This window comes from Streptococcus mobilis, assembly GCF_059727625.1.
The window spans coordinates 24,556-46,256 of the sequence record NZ_AP041823.1; the positions used below are offsets into that span (position 1 = coordinate 24,556).

17 protein-coding genes and 1 pseudogene are annotated in these 21,701 nt (G+C 45.6%); 1 reads left to right on the top strand and 17 read right to left on the bottom strand.

Annotation, left to right across the window (positions count from 1 at the left end):
• Positions 1 to 21 precede the first annotated feature (21 nt).
• The 15 genes and pseudogenes from polA to hisS form a co-directional block, all read right to left on the bottom strand.
• Positions 22 to 2,667, bottom strand: a complete 2,646-nt coding sequence (gene polA / locus AC6IZR_RS00195; RefSeq protein ID WP_497848562.1) for a DNA polymerase I — start codon at positions 2,665 to 2,667, stop codon at positions 22 to 24.
• A 257-nt stretch (positions 2,668 to 2,924) separates the two neighbouring features.
• Complete coding sequence (locus tag AC6IZR_RS00200; RefSeq protein WP_497848563.1) at positions 2,925 to 4,388, bottom strand: alpha-L-fucosidase; 1,464 nt, start codon at positions 4,386 to 4,388, stop codon at positions 2,925 to 2,927.
• Positions 4,389 to 4,529: 141 nt separating this feature from the next.
• Positions 4,530 to 5,306, bottom strand: a complete 777-nt coding sequence (trpA, locus tag AC6IZR_RS00205; protein ID WP_490679464.1) for a tryptophan synthase subunit alpha — start codon at positions 5,304 to 5,306, stop codon at positions 4,530 to 4,532.
• A 1-nt stretch (position 5,307) separates the two neighbouring features.
• Complete coding sequence (gene trpB, locus AC6IZR_RS00210; RefSeq protein ID WP_497848564.1) at positions 5,308 to 6,513, bottom strand: tryptophan synthase subunit beta; 1,206 nt, start codon at positions 6,511 to 6,513, stop codon at positions 5,308 to 5,310.
• Positions 6,503 to 7,090 (bottom strand): phosphoribosylanthranilate isomerase, encoded by a 588-nt coding sequence (locus AC6IZR_RS00215; protein ID WP_497848565.1) that lies wholly within the window; start codon positions 7,088 to 7,090, stop codon positions 6,503 to 6,505. Before AC6IZR_RS00215 ends, trpB begins: the two co-directional genes overlap by 11 nt.
• Positions 7,077 to 7,844, bottom strand: a complete 768-nt coding sequence (gene trpC, locus AC6IZR_RS00220) for an indole-3-glycerol phosphate synthase TrpC (RefSeq protein WP_347112550.1) — start codon at positions 7,842 to 7,844, stop codon at positions 7,077 to 7,079. Before trpC ends, AC6IZR_RS00215 begins: the two co-directional genes overlap by 14 nt.
• The gene (trpD, locus tag AC6IZR_RS00225; protein WP_347112562.1) at positions 7,841 to 8,845 is read right to left on the bottom strand and encodes an anthranilate phosphoribosyltransferase; all 1,005 of its coding nucleotides are present in this window, start codon (positions 8,843 to 8,845) and stop codon (positions 7,841 to 7,843) included. The genes trpC and trpD overlap by 4 nt, the downstream gene beginning before the upstream one ends.
• Before the next feature lie 9 nt (positions 8,846 to 8,854).
• Positions 8,855 to 9,415 (bottom strand): annotated as a pseudogene (locus AC6IZR_RS00230) (aminodeoxychorismate/anthranilate synthase component II); the annotation flags it as partial.
• Positions 9,412 to 10,770, bottom strand: a complete 1,359-nt coding sequence (gene trpE / locus AC6IZR_RS00235; protein ID WP_497848566.1) for an anthranilate synthase component I — start codon at positions 10,768 to 10,770, stop codon at positions 9,412 to 9,414. The gene trpE and the pseudogene AC6IZR_RS00230, both read right to left, overlap by 4 nt.
• A gap of 514 nt (positions 10,771 to 11,284) precedes the next feature.
• Positions 11,285 to 11,647, bottom strand: a complete 363-nt coding sequence (locus AC6IZR_RS00240; protein WP_227247820.1) for a DUF1304 domain-containing protein — start codon at positions 11,645 to 11,647, stop codon at positions 11,285 to 11,287.
• Between the two features lie 15 nt (positions 11,648 to 11,662).
• Positions 11,663 to 12,091, bottom strand: a complete 429-nt coding sequence (locus AC6IZR_RS00245) for a MarR family winged helix-turn-helix transcriptional regulator (protein WP_003009542.1) — start codon at positions 12,089 to 12,091, stop codon at positions 11,663 to 11,665.
• A gap of 268 nt (positions 12,092 to 12,359) precedes the next feature.
• The gene (locus AC6IZR_RS00250; protein WP_302692907.1) at positions 12,360 to 12,989 is read right to left on the bottom strand and encodes an HAD-IA family hydrolase; all 630 of its coding nucleotides are present in this window, start codon (positions 12,987 to 12,989) and stop codon (positions 12,360 to 12,362) included.
• Positions 12,986 to 14,266: an MATE family efflux transporter gene (locus AC6IZR_RS00255; RefSeq protein WP_497848567.1), complete on the bottom strand. Its 1,281-nt coding sequence runs from the start codon at positions 14,264 to 14,266 to the stop codon at positions 12,986 to 12,988. Before AC6IZR_RS00255 ends, AC6IZR_RS00250 begins: the two co-directional genes overlap by 4 nt.
• Positions 14,267 to 14,316: 50 nt before the next feature.
• On the bottom strand, positions 14,317 to 15,801 hold the full coding sequence (thrC, locus tag AC6IZR_RS00260; RefSeq protein WP_014712664.1) for a threonine synthase: 1,485 nt from the start codon (positions 15,799 to 15,801) through the stop codon (positions 14,317 to 14,319).
• Between the two features lie 180 nt (positions 15,802 to 15,981).
• Positions 15,982 to 17,265: a histidine--tRNA ligase gene (gene hisS, locus AC6IZR_RS00265; protein WP_070464633.1), complete on the bottom strand. Its 1,284-nt coding sequence runs from the start codon at positions 17,263 to 17,265 to the stop codon at positions 15,982 to 15,984.
• A 170-nt stretch (positions 17,266 to 17,435) separates the two neighbouring features.
• On the opposite strand from hisS, the gene AC6IZR_RS00270 reads away from it, so the two are divergent.
• Positions 17,436 to 17,777, top strand: coding sequence for a metal-sulfur cluster assembly factor (locus AC6IZR_RS00270; protein ID WP_003010891.1), 342 nt, complete (start codon positions 17,436 to 17,438; stop codon positions 17,775 to 17,777).
• 161 nt (positions 17,778 to 17,938) lie between these two features.
• Here the strand turns inward: AC6IZR_RS00270 and AC6IZR_RS00275 are convergent, their stop codons facing one another.
• Positions 17,939 to 19,213, bottom strand: coding sequence for a uracil-xanthine permease family protein (locus AC6IZR_RS00275; protein ID WP_003011521.1), 1,275 nt, complete (start codon positions 19,211 to 19,213; stop codon positions 17,939 to 17,941).
• A 587-nt stretch (positions 19,214 to 19,800) separates the two neighbouring features.
• Positions 19,801 to 21,504 carry a dihydroxy-acid dehydratase gene (ilvD, locus tag AC6IZR_RS00280; protein WP_497848568.1) on the bottom strand — a complete coding sequence of 568 codons (1,704 nt, stop codon included), beginning with the start codon at positions 21,502 to 21,504 and terminating at the stop codon, positions 19,801 to 19,803.
• Positions 21,505 to 21,701: the final 197 nt, after the last annotated feature.

The window sequence follows — 21,701 nt, forward strand, 5'->3', positions numbered from 1 at the left end:
CTGTTTTGAACAAACTTAATCTTATTTGGCTTCATACCATGTTTTGCCTTCATTTTCATCGGCTTCCAGTGGTACTGCAAGTTCGATAGCGGATTCCATGGTCTCTTTGACGAGTTCTTTGATCGCTGCCAGTTCATCACTTGGCACTTGCAGAACGATTTCATCGTGCACTTGAAGAAGCATCTTGGTCTTGTATGCTCCTGCTTCTAGAGCTTGGTCCAAGTGGATCATGGCAATTTTCAAGATGTCTGCTGCCGATCCTTGGATGGGTGAGTTGATAGCTGTCCGCTCCGCAAAGCCTCGAACATTGAAGTTGCGAGAATTGATATCTGGAATCTCCCGACGACGCTTGAAGAGGGTCTCCACATAGCCTTTATCACGCGCTTCCCGTACCACTCTCTCCATATAGTCCTTGATGCCAGGGTAGCGTTCGAAGTAGGTCTCAATATAAGCCTTGGCTTCTTTTCGACTGATCCCTAGGTTGTTAGACAGTCCAAAGTCGGAAATTCCATAAACCACACCGAAGTTTACTGCTTTTGCATTGCGACGGTCGTTCGGCGTCACATCTTCAGGTTTTGCAATATTGAAAACTCGCATAGCAGTCGATGTATGGATATCTGCCCCATGTTTAAAGGCATCAATCAAATGCTCATCTCCCGAAATATGGGCCAAGACGCGCAGTTCGATTTGTGAATAGTCCGAACTCAGCAAGACACTGTTTTCCTCTTCTGGGACAAAGGCCTTACGAATAAGACGACCTTGTTCCAAACGGACAGGAATGTTTTGCAGGTTGGGATCCACACTGGACAAACGGCCTGTCTGCGTCAAATCCTGTACATAGCGGGTATGGATCTTCCCATCTTCCAAAATCCAATCTTGAAGACCGATGACATAGGTCGACTGGATCTTAGCAATTTGGCGGTATTCAAGAATCTTAGACACAATCGGTGCAATTGGAGCCAGGCGTTCCAAGACATCAACGGCTGTTGAATAGCCGGTTTTGGTCTTTTTTGTATATTCAAGTGGGAGTCCCAATTTTTCAAAGAGAATAACCCCCAATTGTTTTGGAGAATTGATGTTAAACTCTTCTCCTGCAAGCTCGTAGATTTCTTGAGTCAAGCGTTCCAAGACCACTTCGTTTTCCACCTGCATGTCTTCTAGGGTCTGACGCTCTACCTTGATCCCCGCGATTTCCATCTTGGCCAAAACAGCTGCTAGCGGTTGCTCCATATCATAGAGCAAATCTAGTTGGTCATGGGCCTGCAACTGCTCTACCATGGGCTCTTCCGTGTCTAGTAAAACAGCGACTTTCCGTGCCAAATGCTCTAATAGGACCGCCTTTTCTGGGATAGCTTTTTTGGCTCCCTTGCCATAAACGACTTCGTCCAGCGGCAGCGCAATCTGACTATAGAGACTCGCAATGGTTGAAATTTCATTGTCCTCTACGGTCGACAAAAGATACTTGGCCAGTCGACTGTCAAAAGCCGGATTTTGAAGAGTAATGCCCAAGTGGCTGAGCAAGACCTTGGCCCGCTTGAAGTCATAGACCTTGAGGGGCGTTTTTTCGAGAAATTCTTTGAAAATCGGTGTTTGTAAAAGACCAATATCTGTACTCGCGTAGAGCTGACCCTTGGTCCCCCATGCGAAACCGATGATGGGTTCCGTATGGTAATTGTCCCCAAAAATCTCAAAATGGAAGAAACTATCTTCCGTGAGCATATCTGAAGCAACTTGCTCGACTTCTGTATAGTCAATAGCTACAGGAGCTGCTTCTTCTCCACTGAGATCCAAGGCCTGACGGAGTTGCTTGAAGCCCATCTCCTCATAAAACTTGGCGAGATTTTCTAGATGAGGGCCCGTATAGGTGATATCGTCCAGCCCAATTTCAATGGGAGCATTGGTATCGATGGTTGCGAGAGTCTTAGACAGATAGGCCTGCTCCTTGTCGTTGATGAGGTTTTCCTTCATCTTAGAAGCCTTCATCTCGTCGATATGCTCGTAAATGCCATCAAGAGAGCCGTACTCTAGGAGTAGTTTGATCCCGGTCTTTTCTCCGATCTTAGTAACACCTGGGATATTATCCGACTTATCTCCCATCAAGGCCTTGAGGTCGATAAATTGCTCTGGTGTCAGCCCCATCTTTTCTTTCAGATAGGCCGGAGTGAATTCCTCAAACTCCGCTACCCCTTTTTTGGAAATCTCAACCACCGTATTGTCATCTGTCAGCTGGATCAAATCCTTATCCCCAGAGACAATGGTCACATCAAATGGCACCGAAGTAGTTTCTGCCATCTTATCTAGTGTTCCAATAATATCATCCGCTTCATACTGGGCCAGCTCATAATGGCGGATTCCCAAATGATCCAGTTGCTCACGAATGAAAGGAAACTGCTCGCGGAACTCATCTGGTGTTTTTGCACGGCCCCCTTTGTAGTCGGCATACATCTCCGTCCGAAAAGTCGTCTTTCCTGCATCAAAAGCAACGAGGACATGGGTCGGTTGGATGCGCTCCAAGAGATGACTCAACATGAGGTTAAAGCCATAGACCGCATTGGTATGCAAACCATTGGCATTTTTGAAGCGATCAATTTGATGATAGAGTGCGAAAAAGGCACGAAAAGCGACGGAAGACCCGTCGATGAGTAGTAATTTATTCTTTTTTTCCATAGGCCTATTATACCACGAATCACAAGGTCTCTGGTACATAAAAACTCTACCCTTTCGGGTAGAGCCTTCTTTAGGAGTTTCTTATGAAAAATGAAGAGAAGTGTTTATTCGCCGTAACAAGAACCTTGTTGTGGCAATTTCTTAAAGCGTTTTGGATAATTAACTGAGATTTTCATTTTCTGTACCTCATTTCTTATTGGATGAGTACAGTATACAAGAGAAACCTAAACGATTCCTTATAGAAAGCTTCAAGAAAACTAAAAGCTGAGGCGCAAAACACGCGGTTGTTTTTTCCTACAAGCTGGTAACTGAAGATGGAGCCCTGTCTCATCTTGGCTCCAAGAAAGAAGCTGACCTTCTCCAAGGAGCTCTAGCTTTTGAATGCGCGCATGAAGAATTCTCGGTTGCTTGAGATCATAGGCGAGAGATGGCAAGGTCAGCTCTTCTGTCCTTCCACTTGGTTCCAGCTGGATAGCATAAAGAAAGCCATCACGCATAGTATAGCGGAAATCTTGGCTGGTATAGAGTGGCGCTTGCCCGTCTGAGAAGGAACCTTCCTGGGCCTCGGTCGGTCCGTCCGATGACACCCGCCAAGGCCGACTCTGATAAATGGCTTCTCCATTTACCGCCAGCCAGTCCCCGATCTCTGTGAGGATGTCTTGGTCTTGCTCAGGGATCGTGCCATCTGCCTTGGGTCCAATATTGAGCAGAAGATTGCCATTTTTGGCCACAACATCGACTAAATTTTGTAGCAATTCCTTACTGGTCTTGTAGGCTAGATCCTGGGTATAGCACCAAGAATTACGGGCGATCGCGGTATCCATTTGCCACGGAAAGGCTTGCGTCTCTCCGTATCCTCCCCGCTCCATCTCAACGATTCCTGAACCGAAAGGGAGGGCGTCCTGTTTGTAACAAACAGCCACCTTGCGATCCTCTTGTGCTGCTAGATTGTAATAATAAGCCAAAAAGCGCATCAAGTAGGGACGGAAACTCTCATGCTGGATCCACCAGTCAAAATAAAGGAGCTCTGGCTGGTAGTCCCGCACCAGTTCACAGGTTCGCAACAGCCAATCTTCCAAAAATTCTTTACTTGGATAAGGCTTGGAAGTCAGATCAAAATGATCCTTGGGCTCTGGCTCGGCTGGCCAATAAAGGCTGTCTCTTGGGACTTCTTGCGGAATGTCACTAGTGAATTCCTTGCCATGTGAAAAGAAAAACTGGTGTTCTGCCCGGTGAGAGGACGTACAGAAGTGCAGGCCACGTTTTTCTGCTTCCTCCCTCAGCTCTCCTAAGACATCTCGTCTCGGCCCCATTTCTAAGCTATTATAAAGCGAGAGAGTAGAGGCATACATCTGAAAACCATCGTGGTGCTCCGCAACTGGAAAAAGATACTGGGCTCCCGCTTTTTGAAAGAGATCCAGCCAAGATGCCGGATCAAAGCGATCGGCTGTAAATAGAGGAATGAGATCCTTGTAGCCAAAGCTAGCCTGATCTCCAAAATGCTCTCGATGATAGTCACAACAAGGATTCCCTTGGATATACATATTTCGCGAATACCATTCCGAACCAAAGGCAGGTACACTGTAGACGCCCCAGTGGATAAATATTCCAAATTTGGCATCTCGATACCAATCTGGACAGACTTGATGGCTAAGAGAGTCCCAGGTTGGTTCAAAAGGACCTGACTGGACAACTTGATCAATTTCTTCAAGGCTTATCATTCTCTTCTCCTCTTTTCTTGTTACTACCTCTATTGTAACGAGAAAGCCTCGTTTGTAAAGACAAACAAGGGGAATGTTTAAAATAGTAGACAAAGAGCTTGATCTAGGAGAATCAAGCTGATGATAAATGGAATGAACCTTTTAGGCCTTCACTGCTTGAGAAATAAAACGAGCAATGGCGTCTGTCTCCCCTTGGTGGAGAGCCTTAACGATTTTGGACCCCACAATAACCCCATCTGAGACCTTGTTAAAACGGTGAACATCCTCCATGCTGGAAACTCCAAAACCTGTTAAAACAGGAATGGACGCTATTTCGTGTAATTGGGCCAAGTGATGGTCCAAGTCATCTCGATAGCTACCAGCTTTCCCCGTCACTCCATTGACAGCAACGGCATAGATAAATCCTTCTGCATCATGGATCAATTTCTTCTGGCGCTCGATTCCTGTGGTTAAGCTCACTAGCGGCACCAAAGCGATGTCTTTATCCACTAAGAGAGGCTCTACCAGATCCGCATGCTCATGAGGAAGATCCGGAATAATCACTCCCTTGACCGCTGTTCCTTCTACAGCTCTAAAGAAGTTTTCGAGCCCATATTGGAACAAGGGGTTGAAATAGGTCATGATGACCAAAGGAACAGTAGTCTTCAAGCGCTGGATCGTTTGCACCAGACCCTCTGTCGTCGTCCCATGGGCTAAACTGCGTAATCCTGCCTCTTCAATCACAGGGCCATCTGCCACCGGATCTGAAAAAGGAATGCCAACTTCAATGGCTGAGACACCAAGCTCCTCCAAAAATTGGATGGTTTCCTGCAAACCTGCCAAGCCTTTTTCATGATCTCCTGCCATGATATAAGGAACAAAGATCCCTTGCTGCTGGTCTTTCAGCTTTTGTAAATGCTCTGTTAAGGTCTTTCCCATCTTACTCTCCTCTCTCTTGTTCTAGGCGGTCTTTGACTTGTACCACATCTTTGTCCCCACGTCCTGATAAGCAAACGATCATAGATTTTTCAGGCCCCATCTCCTTAGCCAACTTCACCGCATAGGCGATAGCATGGCTCGATTCCAGAGCTGGAATGATTCCTTCTACTTTCGAAAGCAATTGAAAGGCTTCTAGGGCTTCTTGGTCTGTCACAGGCACATAGGTTGCCCGCTTGATCTCATGAAAATAAGAATGCTCCGGCCCAATTCCTGGATAATCGAGACCTGCTGAAATCGAGAAGGCTTCTAAAATCTGTCCATAGGCATCCTGTAACACATCCATCAAGGCACCGTGAAGGGCTCCCGGACGTCCTTTGGTCAAGGTTGCTGCATGCTGGTCTGTATCTACCCCAAGGCCAGCAGCTTCTGCCCCATACATGGCAACAGAGGTGTCCTCAACAAAAGGATAAAAGAGGCCAATAGCGTTCGATCCTCCTCCTACACAGGCTAGGACGGCATCTGGTAGCGCACCATCATTTTGCTCTGCAAATTGGCGTTTGGCTTCTCGACCGATGACACTTTGAAAATCACGGACAATCTCTGGGAATGGATGAGGCCCTAGAGCAGACCCCATGATATAGTGGGTATCCTCCACATTTGCTACCCAGGCTCTAAGGGCAGCATTGACCGCATCCTTGAGAACCCGTGACCCATCTGTTACCGATTGAACCTTGGCGCCCAACAATTCCATCCGAAAGACATTGAGGGCTTGGCGTTTGACATCTTCTTCCCCCATGTAGATGGTGCATTCCATATCAAATAAAGCAGCAGCCGTTGCCGTTGCAACACCGTGCTGTCCAGCCCCTGTTTCTGCGATGATCTTCTTTTTGCCCATCCGGTGTGCCAATAAAACCTGTCCTAGGGCATTATTAATTTTATGAGCTCCTGTGTGGTTGAGGTCTTCTCTTTTAAGAAAGATCTTGGCTCCACCGACATACTTGGTAAGATTTTTAGCGTAATAGAGCGGTGTTTCCCGACCGACATATTGTTTCAGAAGCTGATCCAATTCTGCTTGAAAAGAAGGATCTTTTTGACTTTCTCTGTAGGCTTCTTCTAATTCTAAAACTGCTGTCATCAAGGTTTCAGGGACAAATCGTCCCCCGAACCGCCCGTAAAATCCGTTTTGATCTGGTTGTTTATATGCCATGCTTGACCCTTTCTATAAATCGTTTTATTTTTTCTTGATCTTTTTTTCCATTTGTCTCGACCCCACTGGATACATCCACCGCATAAGGATGAAAGAAGCGAATGGCATCTGCTACATTGTCTTCCGTCAAGCCTCCTGCAATAAAGAAGGGCTTTGTGAAGTTTTGGGTTTCGAGCTTTTGCCAGTCAAAAGTCTGCCCACTTCCTGCTACAGGAGCATCAAAGAGCAGATAATCGGCACTGGTCTCAGGAAGAGCTGCGTCTTTTCCCACTTGAACAGCGCGGATCGTTTGTTGGGGAAGGTCTTGCAAGATGGTTTCATCCATCGGTCCATGCACTTGTATCAGGTCCAAGCCCACAACTTGGCAAGCTTGCTCCACTTCTTCTCTTTGTGGTGATACAAAAACACCGACTTTTTGGACTCCCTTTGGAATGCCTGTAGCCAACTGCCGGGCTTGCTCCAGCGTGACTTGCCGTTTGCTTGGTGCAAAGACAAAACCAATGTAGTCCGCACCAGCTTCAACAGCTGTCTTCACGGCTTCTGGAGTGGACAATCCGCAAATTTTAACCTTTGTCAATCTGCAACTCCTTTACTTTTTCAGCCACATTGTCTGCCTTCATGAGGGCTGTCCCAACGAGAATGCCATTAAAATAAGGAGCCAGCATGCACGCGTCTGCTACTGTGAAAATAGCAGACTCAGAGATATAGACCGGTTCTTGTTCAAAGCTTGTCGCCAATTCAAGGCTAGTATGGAGATCTGTCTCAAAGGTCACCAAGTTGCGGTTATTGACCCCGATGATCTGAGCCCCAATCCGGTGAGCGATCTCTAGTTCTGTCAGATTATGGGTCTCCACCAAGACCTCCAGGCCAAGATGGGTCGCAAAATCGAAGAGTTCTTTCAGACGAGCCTCTGATAAGGCTGCAACAATCAACAAGATCACGGTCGCCCCTGCGTTTCGCGCCCGAATCACTTGCTTTTCATCCACAATAAAATCTTTGTTGAGGGTGGGGATACGTACTTGACTAGATATTTCCCGGAGATACTCGATACTGCCCTTGAAAAACACTTCATCAGTCAAGACAGAAATCATCACGGCCCCATTTTCTTCGTAAGTCTTAGCCTGCGCGACGATATCCACATCGACATGAATATCTCCCAGACTCGGGCTAGCCTTTTTCACTTCCGCAATGACCTGAAGCTTTTCTGGATGACTCTTTAGGTAATCATACAGGCGGTAAGTCTCGCGCAAAGGTTGGAGTTCCTCTTCTTTCATCGCAGCCACTTCACGCGCCTTTTCCTTTAGAATCTTTGGTAAGAATTCTTGACTCATTTTTGATACTCCTGTAATAATCTCAATTTCTCAAGGGCAGCCCCACTGGCAATCACTTCACGTGCCAAGGCAATCCCCTCCTTGATAGAATCTACCTTGCCATTGGCATAAAAACCAAGGCCTGCATTTAAGACCGTCACCTCTAAGAAGGGACTCGCTTCATTCTTCAAGACACTGAGCAAAATTTCCGCATTGCGTTTGGCGTCTCCACCTCGTACTTGATCAATTTCGATGCGCTCCATTCCTATATCTTCTGGTTGAAAGCTGGATAAGGTAACCTGTCCATTTTCCAGAATAGCGAGCTGGGTTGCCCCATCAAGGCCTGCCTCGTCCAAACCTTGTGGACCACTCACCACCACTGCGCGTTTCCGACCCAAATTCTTTAGAATCTCCGCCGTACTTTCCAGCATATCTGGACGACTGGTTCCCAATAGCTGGGTTTCTAGAGGAATCGGATTGATAAGAGGACCGGTTAAGTTCATCACCGTTGGAACCCCTAGCGCCAAGCGAGCGGGCATAATATAGCGCATGCCAGGATGCAGATTTTTGGCAAATAGGAAGACAATCCCCGCCTTTTCAAACACTCGTCCCAAGTCTTCTGGACCCAAATCAAGGTTAATCCCTAGCGCTTCTAATACATCCGCAGAACCAGATTTAGAAGAGATCGAACGATTTCCGTGTTTCGCCATCTTGATGCCACCACCAGCAAGGACGAAGGCAGCTGTTGTTGAAATATTGAAACTATAAGAACGATCGCCCCCAGTTCCACAATTGTCCATTGCTCCTTGAACTTCAGTCGGAATAGCGACGGCATAGGCCTGCATCACTTTTGCAATAGCCGTCCGCTCTTCAACCGTTTCTCCCTTCATTTTGAGACCTAGAAGAAGGGCCGTTACCTGCGCTTCTGAAGCACGACCAGCAACAACTTCCTCCATGGCCGCTTCTAACTCTGCACTAGTTAGATCCATTCCTTCCGCTACTTTTGCAAGCACTTGTTTCATCTTCCGCTCCTTGACTAGTTTGACAAAATTTTCGATGGTCTTGAGCCCATCTGGCGTTCCGATACTTTCTGGATGGTATTGAAAACCATAAATCGGTAAGCTACGGTGTTGAATCCCCATAATCGCTTGATCATCCGTCGTTCGAGAAGTAATGACAAAATCCTCTGGCATGTCTTCAATCGTCAGCGAATGGTAGCGCATGACTGGGACTTCTTTTGCGACACCCGCGTATAGCGGAGAAGGAGCTTCTAGCTGGATCTGGCTTTGTTTGCCATGCATGACCTGTGGCGCCAATCCCAAGCGCCCTCCAAAAACTTCCGCAATCGCTTGATGTCCCAAGCAAATCCCCAAGATTGGTTTGATCCCTGTGAAATCTCGGATCATCTCCTCCATCTTGCCCGCATCCTTTGGCCAGCCTGGACCTGGAGAAAAGACCAAGGCATCTGCTCCTTGGGCAACTTGGTACAAATCCGGATCATCATTTCGAAGCACCTGGACCTCATCAAATTTTCCGATATACTGTGCTAAATTGTAAGTAAATGAATCGTAATTATCGACTAATAAAATCATCCTTCTTCTCCAATCCTTGTCATCGATTTTGCCTTATTGACGGTTTCTTGGTATTCATTTTCAGCGATCGAATCATAAACGATTCCTGCTCCGGCCTGCACATAAGCCTTCTTATTTTTGAGGATCATGGTTCGAATCGCAATAGCAAAATCGAGATCCCCCGTCACAGAGAGATAGCCAATAGCCCCCGCATAGACGCCTCGTTTCTCTTTTTCTGCCTCATAGATTCGCTTCATGGCTCGAATCTTGGGAGCACCCGAAACGGTCCCCGCTGGAAGAGTTGCCTTCAGAGCCTCAATGGAGGCTAGTCCAGGAAGCAATTGACCCTTGACCACACTCGTCAGGTGCATCACATAACGGAAGAACTCCACTTCCATATATTTGGTCACTTCAACCGACCCATTTTGGGCGATACGCCCAATATCGTTTCGCCCTAGATCCACCAACATCCGGTGTTCTGCGACTTCTTTTGGATCCCCTGCCAAATCAGCTGCCAATTGCCGATCACTCTCTTCATCGAGCCCTCTGGGACGTGTGCCCGCAATGGGATTGGTCGTCACCACTCGGTCCTTGACCGACACCAGACTTTCTGGACTAGCACCGATAATTTGGTACTCCCCAAAATCATAAAAGTAGAGATAATTCGAAGGGTTGGTCACGCGCAAATTGCGGTAATAATCCAATGGTTTACCTGAAAAATCAGCTGAAAAACGTTGACTAAGCACGCATTGGAACATATCCCCTTTTCGAATATAGTCCCGCGCTAGGGCCACCATTTCCTCAAACTCTTTTTGCTCCAAATGATTGTGGAAATGAAGTGCATGCAGATCCTTGTCCTGAAACTCTTCTTTTGCAGGTCTTGCCAACTGTGCTAATACTTGCTCCAAGCTCGACGCTTGCTCTGCTTCACTCCGTCCACTATAGAGGTTCTCTTCCACCACATAGACCTTTTCCTTTTTGTGATCAAAAATCACATAGCTCTCATATAAGAAAAAGTGGAGATCTGGGGTGCCGATCGTATCTTCAGGAATGAAACCAATGTTCTCATAGAGGCCAATCAAGTCATAGCCGACAAATCCAATCGCCCCACCGTTAAAAGGAAGTTCTTCTGAAGTTTTCGTTTTGACCGTGATGCGGTTCAAAAAGTCCAAAGGATCCTCTTCAACAATTTGATCATTGTAATAGAGGACACCATGTTCAAACTTGACTTCACTGACCGGCCGATAGGCTACAATTGAAAAACGCGCATTCTCTTTTTCACGAGGGATCGACTCCAAGATCATTTTATGGGGCGCTTCCAAACGCATATAAGCCAAAATTGGACTCAACACATCAGCAGATAAAACTTTTTTCATATCAGAAACCTCTCTTTTAGAACTCTTTTATTCTAATGAATTCAACCGCACCCTACTTCGCTTGCTAAGGCGATTAAGGTTATCCCATCGCTCTGTTTGCGCTTTGGGATCTATGTGCCTAAGCTCGCTTCGCTTGCTAAGGCACATAGAAAAGCCCTCACACAAAAACTGTGTGAGGGCGTAGTGTCCGCGGTGCCACCTCTTTTATAGGGAAAAATAGCTGGTCTTTCCCTACATCTCTATCTCCTCTATCAAGGAGTTGCACGGTAAGGGGTGCTAACCGAATTCACATGGGTTAGAATTCATTGATCATAACAGTCCAATTTTCATCAGTCGCTATTGCTTGTTCACAATTCCCACAAGCTCCCTGGAAATAGCTGACTCATTACTTTTCTGTTGCTACCATTATAACCCTTTTTCTTAGAAAGTCAATAAAATTTTTAGTCTTTTTTTATACTTTTTTCTACACTTATTTAATACAATCAACTCAAAGTTCCCTATCGGCGCATCTTTTTTAACCCAAAAATAGGATACTTAACAAGGCCAAAATAGCAGGGCCACCTTGGGTCAAGATAATCTTTTTATTGGCTGTCATCGCACCGTAAGCTGCGGCTCCAATAATAAAGAGCACGAAAATCGTAACAACTTCAATATTTTTGGACACAAACAATCCATACAAGAGGAAGACACCAATCAAGGCATTGTATATCCCTTGATTCTTAAATAAAGAGGTCACAGATGGGCGAGCGAGTTCTTCTTTATCCATGTTGAAAACCCGACTTGTGGTATCAGATGTGGTTCTGATGCTCTCCAAATAAAAAATATATAGATGCTCCAGTGCAGCAAGACTTGCTAAAATAATCGTCAGTAATGACATCGTAGATTCTCCTTTTTATTCAACTGTTATTTGTTCAATGCCAGATACTAATTTGTCCAGCAGGTAAGAAAATTGCTCTTGTTCTTGAGCCGTCAAAATCCGACTCATCTGTTCTTTCACCGCCACATGATGGCGAGGGGGATGTTTGACCAAACGATTATAGGCCGTATCCGTCAAATGAATTAAGATTTCCCGCTGATTCTTTGGATTTCGACTCCGATGGACAAATCCTTCCTTTTCCAATATTTTGAAATGCCGGGTTAAAGCCGCTGGATCAATCTGCAAGCGTTCCTGAACAGCGATCTGATTGCAAGGCGCTTGTTCTAATAAATCCTGCAAGATTTGGTAACGCGTTAAGCTAATCCCTAGGCGCTTTTCAAATAACTGTGTAGTTGATTGATCTGCCAAGCGTAGTTGGTAGAGTAAATCATTTATTTCTGCCATATTCCTTCTCCGTATTATTTTTGATAAATCAATAATTGATAGGTCAATTATAAACTTTTTCTTCTATCCTGGCAAGAAAAAAAGCTTGCACTATTCTTTCGCACAAAAAAAGCCGCCTGATTGGGCGACTCTTAGGGAGATTATTATGAAAAAGAAAAGTTTTAGGATTTTTCTAAACAAAGTTAGGAGGTCTTTGTTTATGCTTCTATTATAACGGACATTTCTTAAAGAAAGCTTACGACTTTATTTCAAAATAAAAACAAATTCTTTACAGATTCTTTTCAGCGTTTAAAATACCTGGGATATCTAGTAAGGTGTTCATCTGATGATTACCTTCATAGTCAGACGTCAAGAAATTGATACTCTGAATCTGGCTATTTCTTGCAAAGTCAATATCCAGGCTCCGATCCCCAATATAGTAGGTCTTTTCTGGCTCCAACCCGTACTTCTCCATCAGATACATAGCAGCTTCTGGGTCAGGCTTGCGGGCAAAACCACTTTGACTGGTCAAAATCTCTGTAAAAAAAGATTCCAAACCCAAATCCCGTAGGATGACAAAGGCATTCTCTCCCTTATGGGTATAGACAAACTGCTCAATTCCAGCTTCTTGTCCCCAGGATAGGACATCACGCGCCCCATCCATCAGAAGGACCTGGGCATTTTTCTCCGCTAGACTTTCAGCTCGGCGACGATTCAAGTCAGTCACGTCCAGATGATACTCCTCCGCCACCGCTACTAAAAGATCTTGAACCGAATGCTTCAAGATGTAGTCTTTAATGCTGGCTCGGTCAAACGGAAGCTGATAAGTTGCATAGGTCTCCTCAAGACCTGCTAAAATAGCATCATAGGAATCCAGCAAGGTCCCATCCAAATCCCAAATAAAGGCTCGTTTTGTCATTTTTTCTTCTCTCCTACTTTTCGTCTATATAGCTGACTCAAAAATAGCCAACGAAAGCCATTGTCGAGCAGCGTCCCCGTCCAGACCCCTGGAAGGCCAAAGCCAAGGGTTACTCCAAGCAGATAACCGGCTCCAATTCGAATGACCCACATGCCAATCGTCGTTGCATAAAATGGAAGTTTCCCATTTCCCAAGCCTTGCCAAACAGCTGTATAGATGACCGTTCCTGCTGTAAACGGCGTTCCTAACAAAGAAAAGAGGACAACCGAAAGGCTAGCTTCGACTGCTTTTGTATCTTGTGTGTAGAGATGGGTCAGAAGGGTGCCCCCAAAAAAGATTCCCAAGGCAATGGGTAACATTAACACGAAGGACAAGCAGTAAGACTGCTTTCGAAGGCGGGCAATCTGCTCAAGATCACCTTCACCCAGGCTCCGTGCCACGAGCATAACCGTCGCTGTGGCCACTCCAAATACAGGCATGTAGTTGAACTGGGTCAAGGTCTCTCCGATGGCATTTCCTGCGACTGCCTCGGTCCCAAAAGCAACCACGATCGCAATGATTACCACATCTCCAGCCCGCATCATCAGCCGCTCTCCGGCTGCTGGAAGTGCTAAGTTCAAGAGCTTACGATCCAATCCCCAACGAAGGGGGGCAAAGGGTAGCTGGACCTTTTGCCACAAGAGGATGACGCCCACCAGACGGGCCAGCACTGTCCCCAAAGCTGCACCAACAATGCCCCAACCAAAAAGGAAAATGGCTACAGAGGAGAACAGAGCGTTTAATAGATTGGTCAACAGGCTCACATACATAGGAAGACGTGGATTGTTGGCCACCCGAACCAAGGAGCCCAAGGTCGTCATCAATCCTAAGAGAACTATGGTCCCGCCAACCAAGGAAAGGTAAATCCCCCCGCTTTCGGCTACTGCAGCTTCAGTCCCCAACAGCGAAATCATCTGGCGTCCAAATAACAGCGAAGCCCCTCCTAGGAGAGCACTCAACAACAAGGTCACCTTCAGTGACTCTGTCGCATGGTAGGCAATGGTTTCTTTATTTTTTTCACCCAAGCTTTTGGACATTACACTGGCAACTGCCGCACCCAGTGCCAAAAAGATGGCTTGATAGATCGTGATGATATTCCCTGCGACGGAAACACCTGAAATGGCAATCAAGCCCAGGTGAGCCACTAAATAAGAGTCCACCATGCCCATCAGCATTTGTAAGAAATTTTCACCCATGGCAGGAAGGGCGATATTTAAGATTTTTTTGTATGAATTCATGCGTATAGAAAAGAGCCAAACGGCTCTTTTGATCTTTCTAATACAGAGAATTAAAGTCCCAAGTAGTCTTCTACGGCTGCTTGCATGTCTTTGGCTGCCACGCTTGTACGATGGCGAACCGGTGCAGTTTCAAGGCCGTCTACAGCCGGTGGTACAGGAACACCTGAGAGGGTGTGTAATTTAGCCAAGGCTTCGAAATCGCCTAGACCTGTCTCGCCTGTCACAGCTTCTACTGCTACAACAGGGAATTTGTAAGGACTTGCTGTAGAGGCAATGACTGTTTTAGCAGTATCCCCTGTTTGGGTCCGGTATTTTTGATAAACGGCTGATGCTACGGCTGTATGAGGGTCTTCGATGTAATCAGACGCTTCATAGACCCGCTTGATCTCTGCAGCAGTTTCTGCTTCATCTGCGTATGCAGCCGCAAACAAATCTAAGATGTCTGCATCAAAGTTGGACAACTGGTACTGACCTGTTGCAACGAGGCTTTCCATCAATTCTTTGGTCTTTGTGGCATCATTGCCTACCAAGTGGAAAATCAAGCGTTCCAAGTTTGAAGAGACCAAAATATCCATCGATGGACTGGTGGTCACCTTGAACTCACGTTTCTTATCATAGACATGTGTTTTGAAGAAGTCTGTCAAGACATTGTTTTCATTTGACGCACAGATCAATTTTCCAACTGGAAGACCGATTTGTTTGGCATAGAAAGCTGCTAAGATATTTCCAAAGTTTCCTGTCGGTACGGTGAAGTTGACTTTTTCTCCCGCTGTGATTTGGCCTGTCTTCACCAATTGCGCATATGCGTATACGTAATAGACAACCTGAGGCACCAAACGGCCAATGTTCATAGAGTTGGCTGATGAGAATTGCATCTTGTTGGCTGCTAATTTTTCACGAAGCGCCACATCATTGAACATGTGTTTGACATTGGTTTGGGCATCGTCAAAGTTTCCATCGATCGCGATGACATGGGTATTGTCCCCAGTTTGAGTCGTCATTTGCAATTCTTGCACCTTGCTGACACCATCTTTTGGATAAAAGACAATGATCTCTGTTCCTGGAACATCAGCAAAACCTGCCATCGCAGCTTTTCCTGTATCTCCAGAAGTCGCCGTCAAGATGACAATTTTATTTTCCAAACCGTGCTTTTTAGCTGCTGTTGTCATAAAGTAAGGCAAGATCGACAAAGCCATATCTTTAAAGGCAATGGTGGAGCCGTGGAAGAGTTCCAAATTGTATTGCCCATCGAGTTTGACAAGAGGAGCAATAGCTGGGGTATCAAACTTGCTGTCATAAGCATGAGAAATACAGTAGTCCAACTCTTCTGCTGTAAAGTCGTCCAAAAAGGCTGACAAAACAAGCTTGGCCACTTCTTGGTAAGAAGCGTCTTTGAGGGTATCAAAATCCAGCTCTACTTGAGGATAAGAGACTGGAGTAAACAAACCGCCATCTGTCGCCAATCCTTGAAGGATGGCTTGACTAGCTGTTACAGTATTTTTTTCATCTCGTGTTGATTGATAAACTAATGTCATGACTGTTTCATTCCTTTACTAGTAGTCTTCTCATTATATCATAAATGTCAGAAAATTTAACGGCTTTTCGCCAAATCTTGGCAAAGGTCGGCAAACAGAAGCTAGATAAAAGAGAGCAGGCGCAACGACTTTGCTCCTACTCCCATGCGAATCTGTTTTTCAGGTGTCTGCAAGACTTGATCAAGCCAATCCCAACTCTGCTAAAACAGATGGGAAGTCTTTCTTCAAGGTTTCAAGAGCTACCGTTACTTCTTGACGAGTTTGGTTATTTTTCACAGTAACTTGACCGCTCTCAACTTCACTACTTCCTAAGGTAATCAAGGCTTTGGCCGCAAAGACATCTGCTGACTTAAATTGTGCCTTGAGCTTGCGTCCAAGGTAATCACGTTCTGCCTTGAAACCTTGGATTCGAAGGGCCTGAACCAAGCTAAGCGCTGCTTCATTGACCTCATCTCCTAGGACAGCGATATAGGCATCTAGGCCTGTTTCGATCGGTAATTCAATGCCTTTCTTTTCAAGAACGAGAAGGATCCGTTCCACACCGATACCAAATCCAAAACCAGCTGTCGCAGGGCCACCGAAGTATTCAACCAAACCATCATAGCGACCACCCGCACAAACTGTCAATTCATTGCCTTCAATTTCTGTAATGAACTCAAAAATCGTGTGGTTGTAGTAATCCAAGCCACGCACCATATTGGTATCGATGACATAGGCTACCCCCAAATCTTCCAACATCCGACGAACCGCATCAAAATGCGCTTGGCTTTCTTCATCAAGATAGTCTAGGATGGAAGGAGCCTGTTCAACCGCCGCCTTGTCTTCTTTTTCTTTTGAATCCAAGACACGAAGCGGATTTTCTTCTAAGCGACGTTGGCTGTCCTTAGACAATTGATCCTTCATTGGCAAGAGGTAATCAATCAAGGCTTGACGATAAGCCTGACGACTAGCAGGACTTCCCAAGGTGTTCAAGTGCAAGGTCACATTGTCAATCCCTAGTTCTTTCAGGAATTGCGCTGCCATGGCAATGGTTTCGACATCCGTTGCAGGATTGCTCGATCCAAAGCATTCTACCCCAATTTGGTGGAATTGACGCAAACGACCTGCTTGAGGACGTTCGTAGCGGAACATTGGGCCTATGTAATAGAACTTACTTGGTTTTTGTACCTCAGGCGCAAAGAGTTTATTTTCTACATAGGAGCGGACAACAGGAGCTGTTCCTTCTGGACGAAGCGTGATATGACGGTCTCCCTTGTCATAGAAATCATACATTTCTTTGGTAACGATATCCGTCGTATCCCCTACTGAACGGCTGATGACTTCATAATGTTCGAAGATCGGTGTGCGGATTTCATCATAATTGTATCGCGCAAAGACCTTGCGTGCAAAGCCTTCTACATATTGCCATTTCGCTGAATCGCCAGGAAGGATATCCTGGGTCCCTTTTGGTTTTTGTAATTTCATAGCCTTCATCCTTTGTCTTACTTTTGCCTCTATTTTACCACAAATTCGAAGAGAAATGGAGACTGGACCGAATTTCCTTCGTTCGACACGTTCAAATCCTCTTTCTCTTCTTGCCTTATCAGCCGAATTATGAGAAAATGGAAGCCATACTACACTGAAAGGATCTTGCGATGAGAGAGGATATCAAAATCAATGACCGCGCCCTGGCACTAGAGAAGCCGTTAATCGAAAAATTGGAGCTTGTATTTGATACCGATGTTGAGTTAGATGTCTATAACCTAGGACTGATCTACGAGATCCATCTAGATGAAGCCGGCACTTGCAAGGTGGTTATGACCTTTACCGATACGGCTTGTAGCTGTGCTGAGAGCCTTCCGATCGAGATCGTCGCTCGCCTAAAAGAAATCGAGGGGATCGAAGATGTCAAGGTTGAAGTGACTTGGTCACCCGCTTGGAAAATTACACGAATCAGCCGATACGGGCGCATCGCCCTTGGCCTTCCACCACGATAATAAACATTACCTTTTTAAAAATGAAGTCAACTAATGAAGGAAGGCCTCTTTGGAAGTCCAATCCATCATAAAAAAACGAGGAACAAACTCTGCCATCAGAGTTTGTTCCTCGTTTTTTATAATGATTGAATCCATTCAAACTTTTTCACTACCAGAATGGACTAAGCCTCGTCAGCTTTTGGTTCTGGAAGGATTTGATACAACACAATTCCAAGAATTGTTGACGTTGCCACACCCGTGATTTGAAGACCACCGAGGTCAATCATCAAACCACCGATCCCTGATACCAAGATCACACTTGCAATCAAGAGATTCTTTTTATTATCAAAATCAATCTTATGTTCAACTAAAATTTTCAAACCACTAGCAGCGATAACCCCAAAGAGGGCAATAGACAAACCTCCCAATACAGGAGTTGGAATAGAGTGCAAGAGTGCTGATAGCTTCCCAATAAAGCTCATGACAACCGCAATCACTGCTGCGCCTGAAATAACGTAAACTGAGTAGACCTTACTAAGGGCCATAACCCCAATGTTTTCCCCATAAGAAGTTACTGGAGGAGCTCCAAAGAATCCAGCAATAATCTGTGCCAAGCCATCACCAGTAAGCGTATGGTCAAGCCCTGGATCCTTGAAGTAATCACGCTCAGTCAAACTATTTAAAACCATGAGGTGGCCAAAATGTTCCGTCATGGTCACAAAGGCAATCGGAGCCATGGTCAAAATCGCACTTGGATAGAGCTTAAAACTATAATCCACAAATGGAATGTCAAAGTTTGGAACTTGAATCCAATGCGCCGCACTTACCTCTGAGAAATTGACAAAACTATGTCCTGTCAGCAAACCAAGAGCCAATGAGAAAATATAGCCCACAATTAATCCAAGTAAAATTGGGACGACACCGACAATCTTCTTGCCATACATGTTAAAGAGGATAACCGCAAAGAGGGTCACCATCGAAATCAATAGAGCATAGCCGCTGTAGCTATTATTTAAGGTTGTCGCATCAGTGACGGCATTCTTCGCAAGACTCAAACCAATTACCATGATAATGGGACCAACCACGATTGGTGGAAGGACCTTATTAATCCAATCTTTACCCGCATGCTTAACAATCAGAGCTACAAACAAGTAGACCAAACCACCCGCCATGGCACCCTGGGCAACTGCCGCGATCCCATCTGACTTCATCAGCATTTGCATCGCTGCAATATAAGCAAAACTAGACCCCATGTAAGCAGGGATCTTATACTTGGTCACGGTCAAGTGAGCCAAGGTCCCCAAACCAGATGAGAACAAAGCAATGGCAGGATCAATCCCAACCAAAATCGGCACCAGCACTGTCGCCCCAAACATGGCAAACAAATGCTGGAAAGATAAACCAACCAATAAACCAGGTTTTGGCATATCATTCACATCATATTTAACGTCATTCACGATCGTAAAAACCTCCTAAAATTAAGATGCGACAAGCTATGGCTGAACAAAAACGTCTACCTTCGATGACCAAATCATAAGGATGCACTCCCTACTTCCATCATCGACGATTTCTTTTTTATCAAACCACTTTTCAACTATACAAAAAAATCCCCCACAACAAGGAGATACACAAAATATAGGCTGGTCTTCCCAGGCCTTTCATTTCCATAGCTCCTTGCCTGCCTCTCTGGACAGTATTAAAGGATTGATTCGATTAGTCACAATTATAGCAAATTATAGACGGATTTACAAGAAAAATGACAGATAATACACTCAAATCCCCCAAAAAGTAATATTCATACGCTTCAGCGACAGGGTTAAAAATAGCGACTTTGAGCCAAAAAAGAGGCTGGGACAAAAGTCCTAGCCTCTCAATTATTTTTGGATTGTCGAGCAAGACGCAGTAGTTGAGTGGGCTCTACTACGCTGATTTCATCAGCTTTTACAGCCCTACTCAACTGTGCGGAGGTGGGACGACGAAATCGAATTCTAACGAATTGCCGATTTCTGTCCCACTCTCTCTTTGGACAAAGTCGTCCTTGCAATTACTGTTTACCAGACTGTTCCATATTCCAGAAGTCGGTCACGGCACCACGTGATGCTGAAGACACGATATGAGCGTATTTACCCAAAACCCCACGGCTATACAGTGGTGGCAAGGTTGTTTCAGCCTTCCGTTTCGCCAATTCTTCGTCTGAGACATGCATGGTGATTTCTTTGGTATCTTGATCAACTGTCACCAGATCCCCAGTGTGGAGGTAGGCGATTGGGCCACCAACCTGAGCTTCAGGCGCAATGTGACCGACAACGAGACCATAAGTACCACCTGAGAAGCGGCCGTCTGTCAAGAGAGCCACCTTGTCTCCTTGTCCTTTCCCAACAATCATGGATGATAAGGACAGCATTTCCGGCATACCAGGACCACCCTTAGGACCTACGAAACGAACAACAACAACGTCGCCATCCACGATCTCGTCTGAAAGAACGGCTTCAATGGCAGCTTCTTCAGAGTCAAAGACCTTAGCAGGACCCGTGATGTTACGGACCTTCACACCTGATACTTTGGCAACCGCCCCTTCTGGAGCCAAGTTCCCTTTCAGGATGATCAATGGACCATCGGCACGTTTAGGATTTTCAAGCGGCATGATAACTTTTTGACCTGGTGTCAAATCAGCAAAGGCTTCCAAATTCTCAGCTACTGTTTTACCAGTACATGTGATGCGATCTCCGTGAAGAAAACCATTCTTAAGAAGGTATTTCATGACGGCTGGCACACCACCAACATTGTAAAGGTCTTGGAAGACATATTTTCCTGAAGGCTTCAAGTCCGCCAAATGAGGCACACGCTCTTGGAAATCGTTGAAGTCTTCCAGCGTCAAGTCCACGTTAGCTGCGTGAGCGATCGCAAGCAAGTGAAGGGTGGCATTGGTGGAACCACCCAGCGCCATGGTCACTGTAATCGCATCTTCAAAAGCTTCACGGGTCAAGATATCAGATGGTTTAAGACCTAGTTCAAGCATCTTGACAACCGCACGACCTGCTTCTTCGATATCGGCTTTTTTATCAGCTGATTCAGCAGGGTGAGAAGAGGAACCTGGTAAGCTCATCCCAAGGACCTCAATCGCTGTCGCCATGGTGTTGGCCGTATACATCCCCCCACAGCCACCAGGGCCAGGGCAAGCATTACATTCCAGTTGCTTCACTTCTTCAGCCGTCATATCACCATGGTTCCATTTCCCGATTCCTTCGAAAACAGAAACCAAGTCGATATCTTTTCCATCGAGATTCCCTGGAGCAATGGTCCCACCGTAGGCAAAGATCGCAGGGATATCCATATTGGCAATGGCAATCATCGAACCAGGCATGTTCTTGTCACAGCCCCCAATGGCTACAAAGGCATCCACGTTGTGACCGCCCATAGCAGCTTCGATAGAGTCTGCAATGATATCACGAGAAGTCAAGGAGAAGCGCATCCCTGGTGTCCCCATAGCAATCCCGTCCGCAACCGTAATGGTTCCGAATTGAACCGGCCAAGCTCCTGCATCTTTCACACCTTCTTTGGCCAGTTTTCCAAAATCGTGAAGGTGGATGTTACAAGGGGTATTTTCCGCCCATGTCGAAATCACTCCGACAATCGGTTTTTCAAAGCTTTCATCGGTCATTCCCGTCGCGCGAAGCATGGCACGGTTGGGAGATTTTACCATGCTGTCGTAGACACTACTACGATGGCGTTTGTCTAATTCTGTCATGTCATTCCTCTCGTTTCATTTTTTACCATTATAGCATAAAAGACGGCTCAAAGGCAGATCCAAACTTTGAGATCAACTAGGGAGAAGCAAGTTTTTCCAAAAATTTCAATTTTTTTGTCAAGTAACTTTACTTTACAAAAAAGTTTTGTTATACTGTTAAAGTTGATGAAAATCAAACCTAATTGAATTTATATCTT

Bases quoted from the DNA above. Each gene is read 5' to 3' on its own strand.
- polA (WP_497848562.1), bottom strand. From the start codon at position 2,667: ATGGAAAAAAAGAATAAATTACTACTCATCGACGGGTCTTCCGTCGCT.
- AC6IZR_RS00200 (WP_497848563.1), bottom strand. From the start codon at position 4,388: ATGATAAGCCTTGAAGAAATTGATCAAGTTGTCCAGTCAGGTCCTTTT.
- trpA (WP_490679464.1), bottom strand. From the start codon at position 5,306: ATGGGAAAGACCTTAACAGAGCATTTACAAAAGCTGAAAGACCAGCAG.
- trpB (WP_497848564.1), bottom strand. From the start codon at position 6,513: ATGGCATATAAACAACCAGATCAAAACGGATTTTACGGGCGGTTCGGG.
- trpC (WP_347112550.1), bottom strand. From the start codon at position 7,844: ATGAGTCAAGAATTCTTACCAAAGATTCTAAAGGAAAAGGCGCGTGAA.
- trpD (WP_347112562.1), bottom strand. From the start codon at position 8,845: ATGAAACAAGTGCTTGCAAAAGTAGCGGAAGGAATGGATCTAACTAGT.
- trpE (WP_497848566.1), bottom strand. From the start codon at position 10,770: ATGAAAAAAGTTTTATCTGCTGATGTGTTGAGTCCAATTTTGGCTTAT.
- AC6IZR_RS00240 (WP_227247820.1), bottom strand. From the start codon at position 11,647: ATGTCATTACTGACGATTATTTTAGCAAGTCTTGCTGCACTGGAGCAT.
- AC6IZR_RS00245 (WP_003009542.1), bottom strand. From the start codon at position 12,091: ATGGCAGAAATAAATGATTTACTCTACCAACTACGCTTGGCAGATCAA.
- AC6IZR_RS00250 (WP_302692907.1), bottom strand. From the start codon at position 12,989: ATGACAAAACGAGCCTTTATTTGGGATTTGGATGGGACCTTGCTGGAT.
- AC6IZR_RS00255 (WP_497848567.1), bottom strand. From the start codon at position 14,266: ATGAATTCATACAAAAAAATCTTAAATATCGCCCTTCCTGCCATGGGT.
- thrC (WP_014712664.1), bottom strand. From the start codon at position 15,801: ATGACATTAGTTTATCAATCAACACGAGATGAAAAAAATACTGTAACA.
- hisS (WP_070464633.1), bottom strand. From the start codon at position 17,265: ATGAAATTACAAAAACCAAAAGGGACCCAGGATATCCTTCCTGGCGAT.
- AC6IZR_RS00270 (WP_003010891.1), top strand. From the start codon at position 17,436: ATGAGAGAGGATATCAAAATCAATGACCGCGCCCTGGCACTAGAGAAG.
- ilvD (WP_497848568.1), bottom strand. From the start codon at position 21,504: ATGACAGAATTAGACAAACGCCATCGTAGTAGTGTCTACGACAGCATG.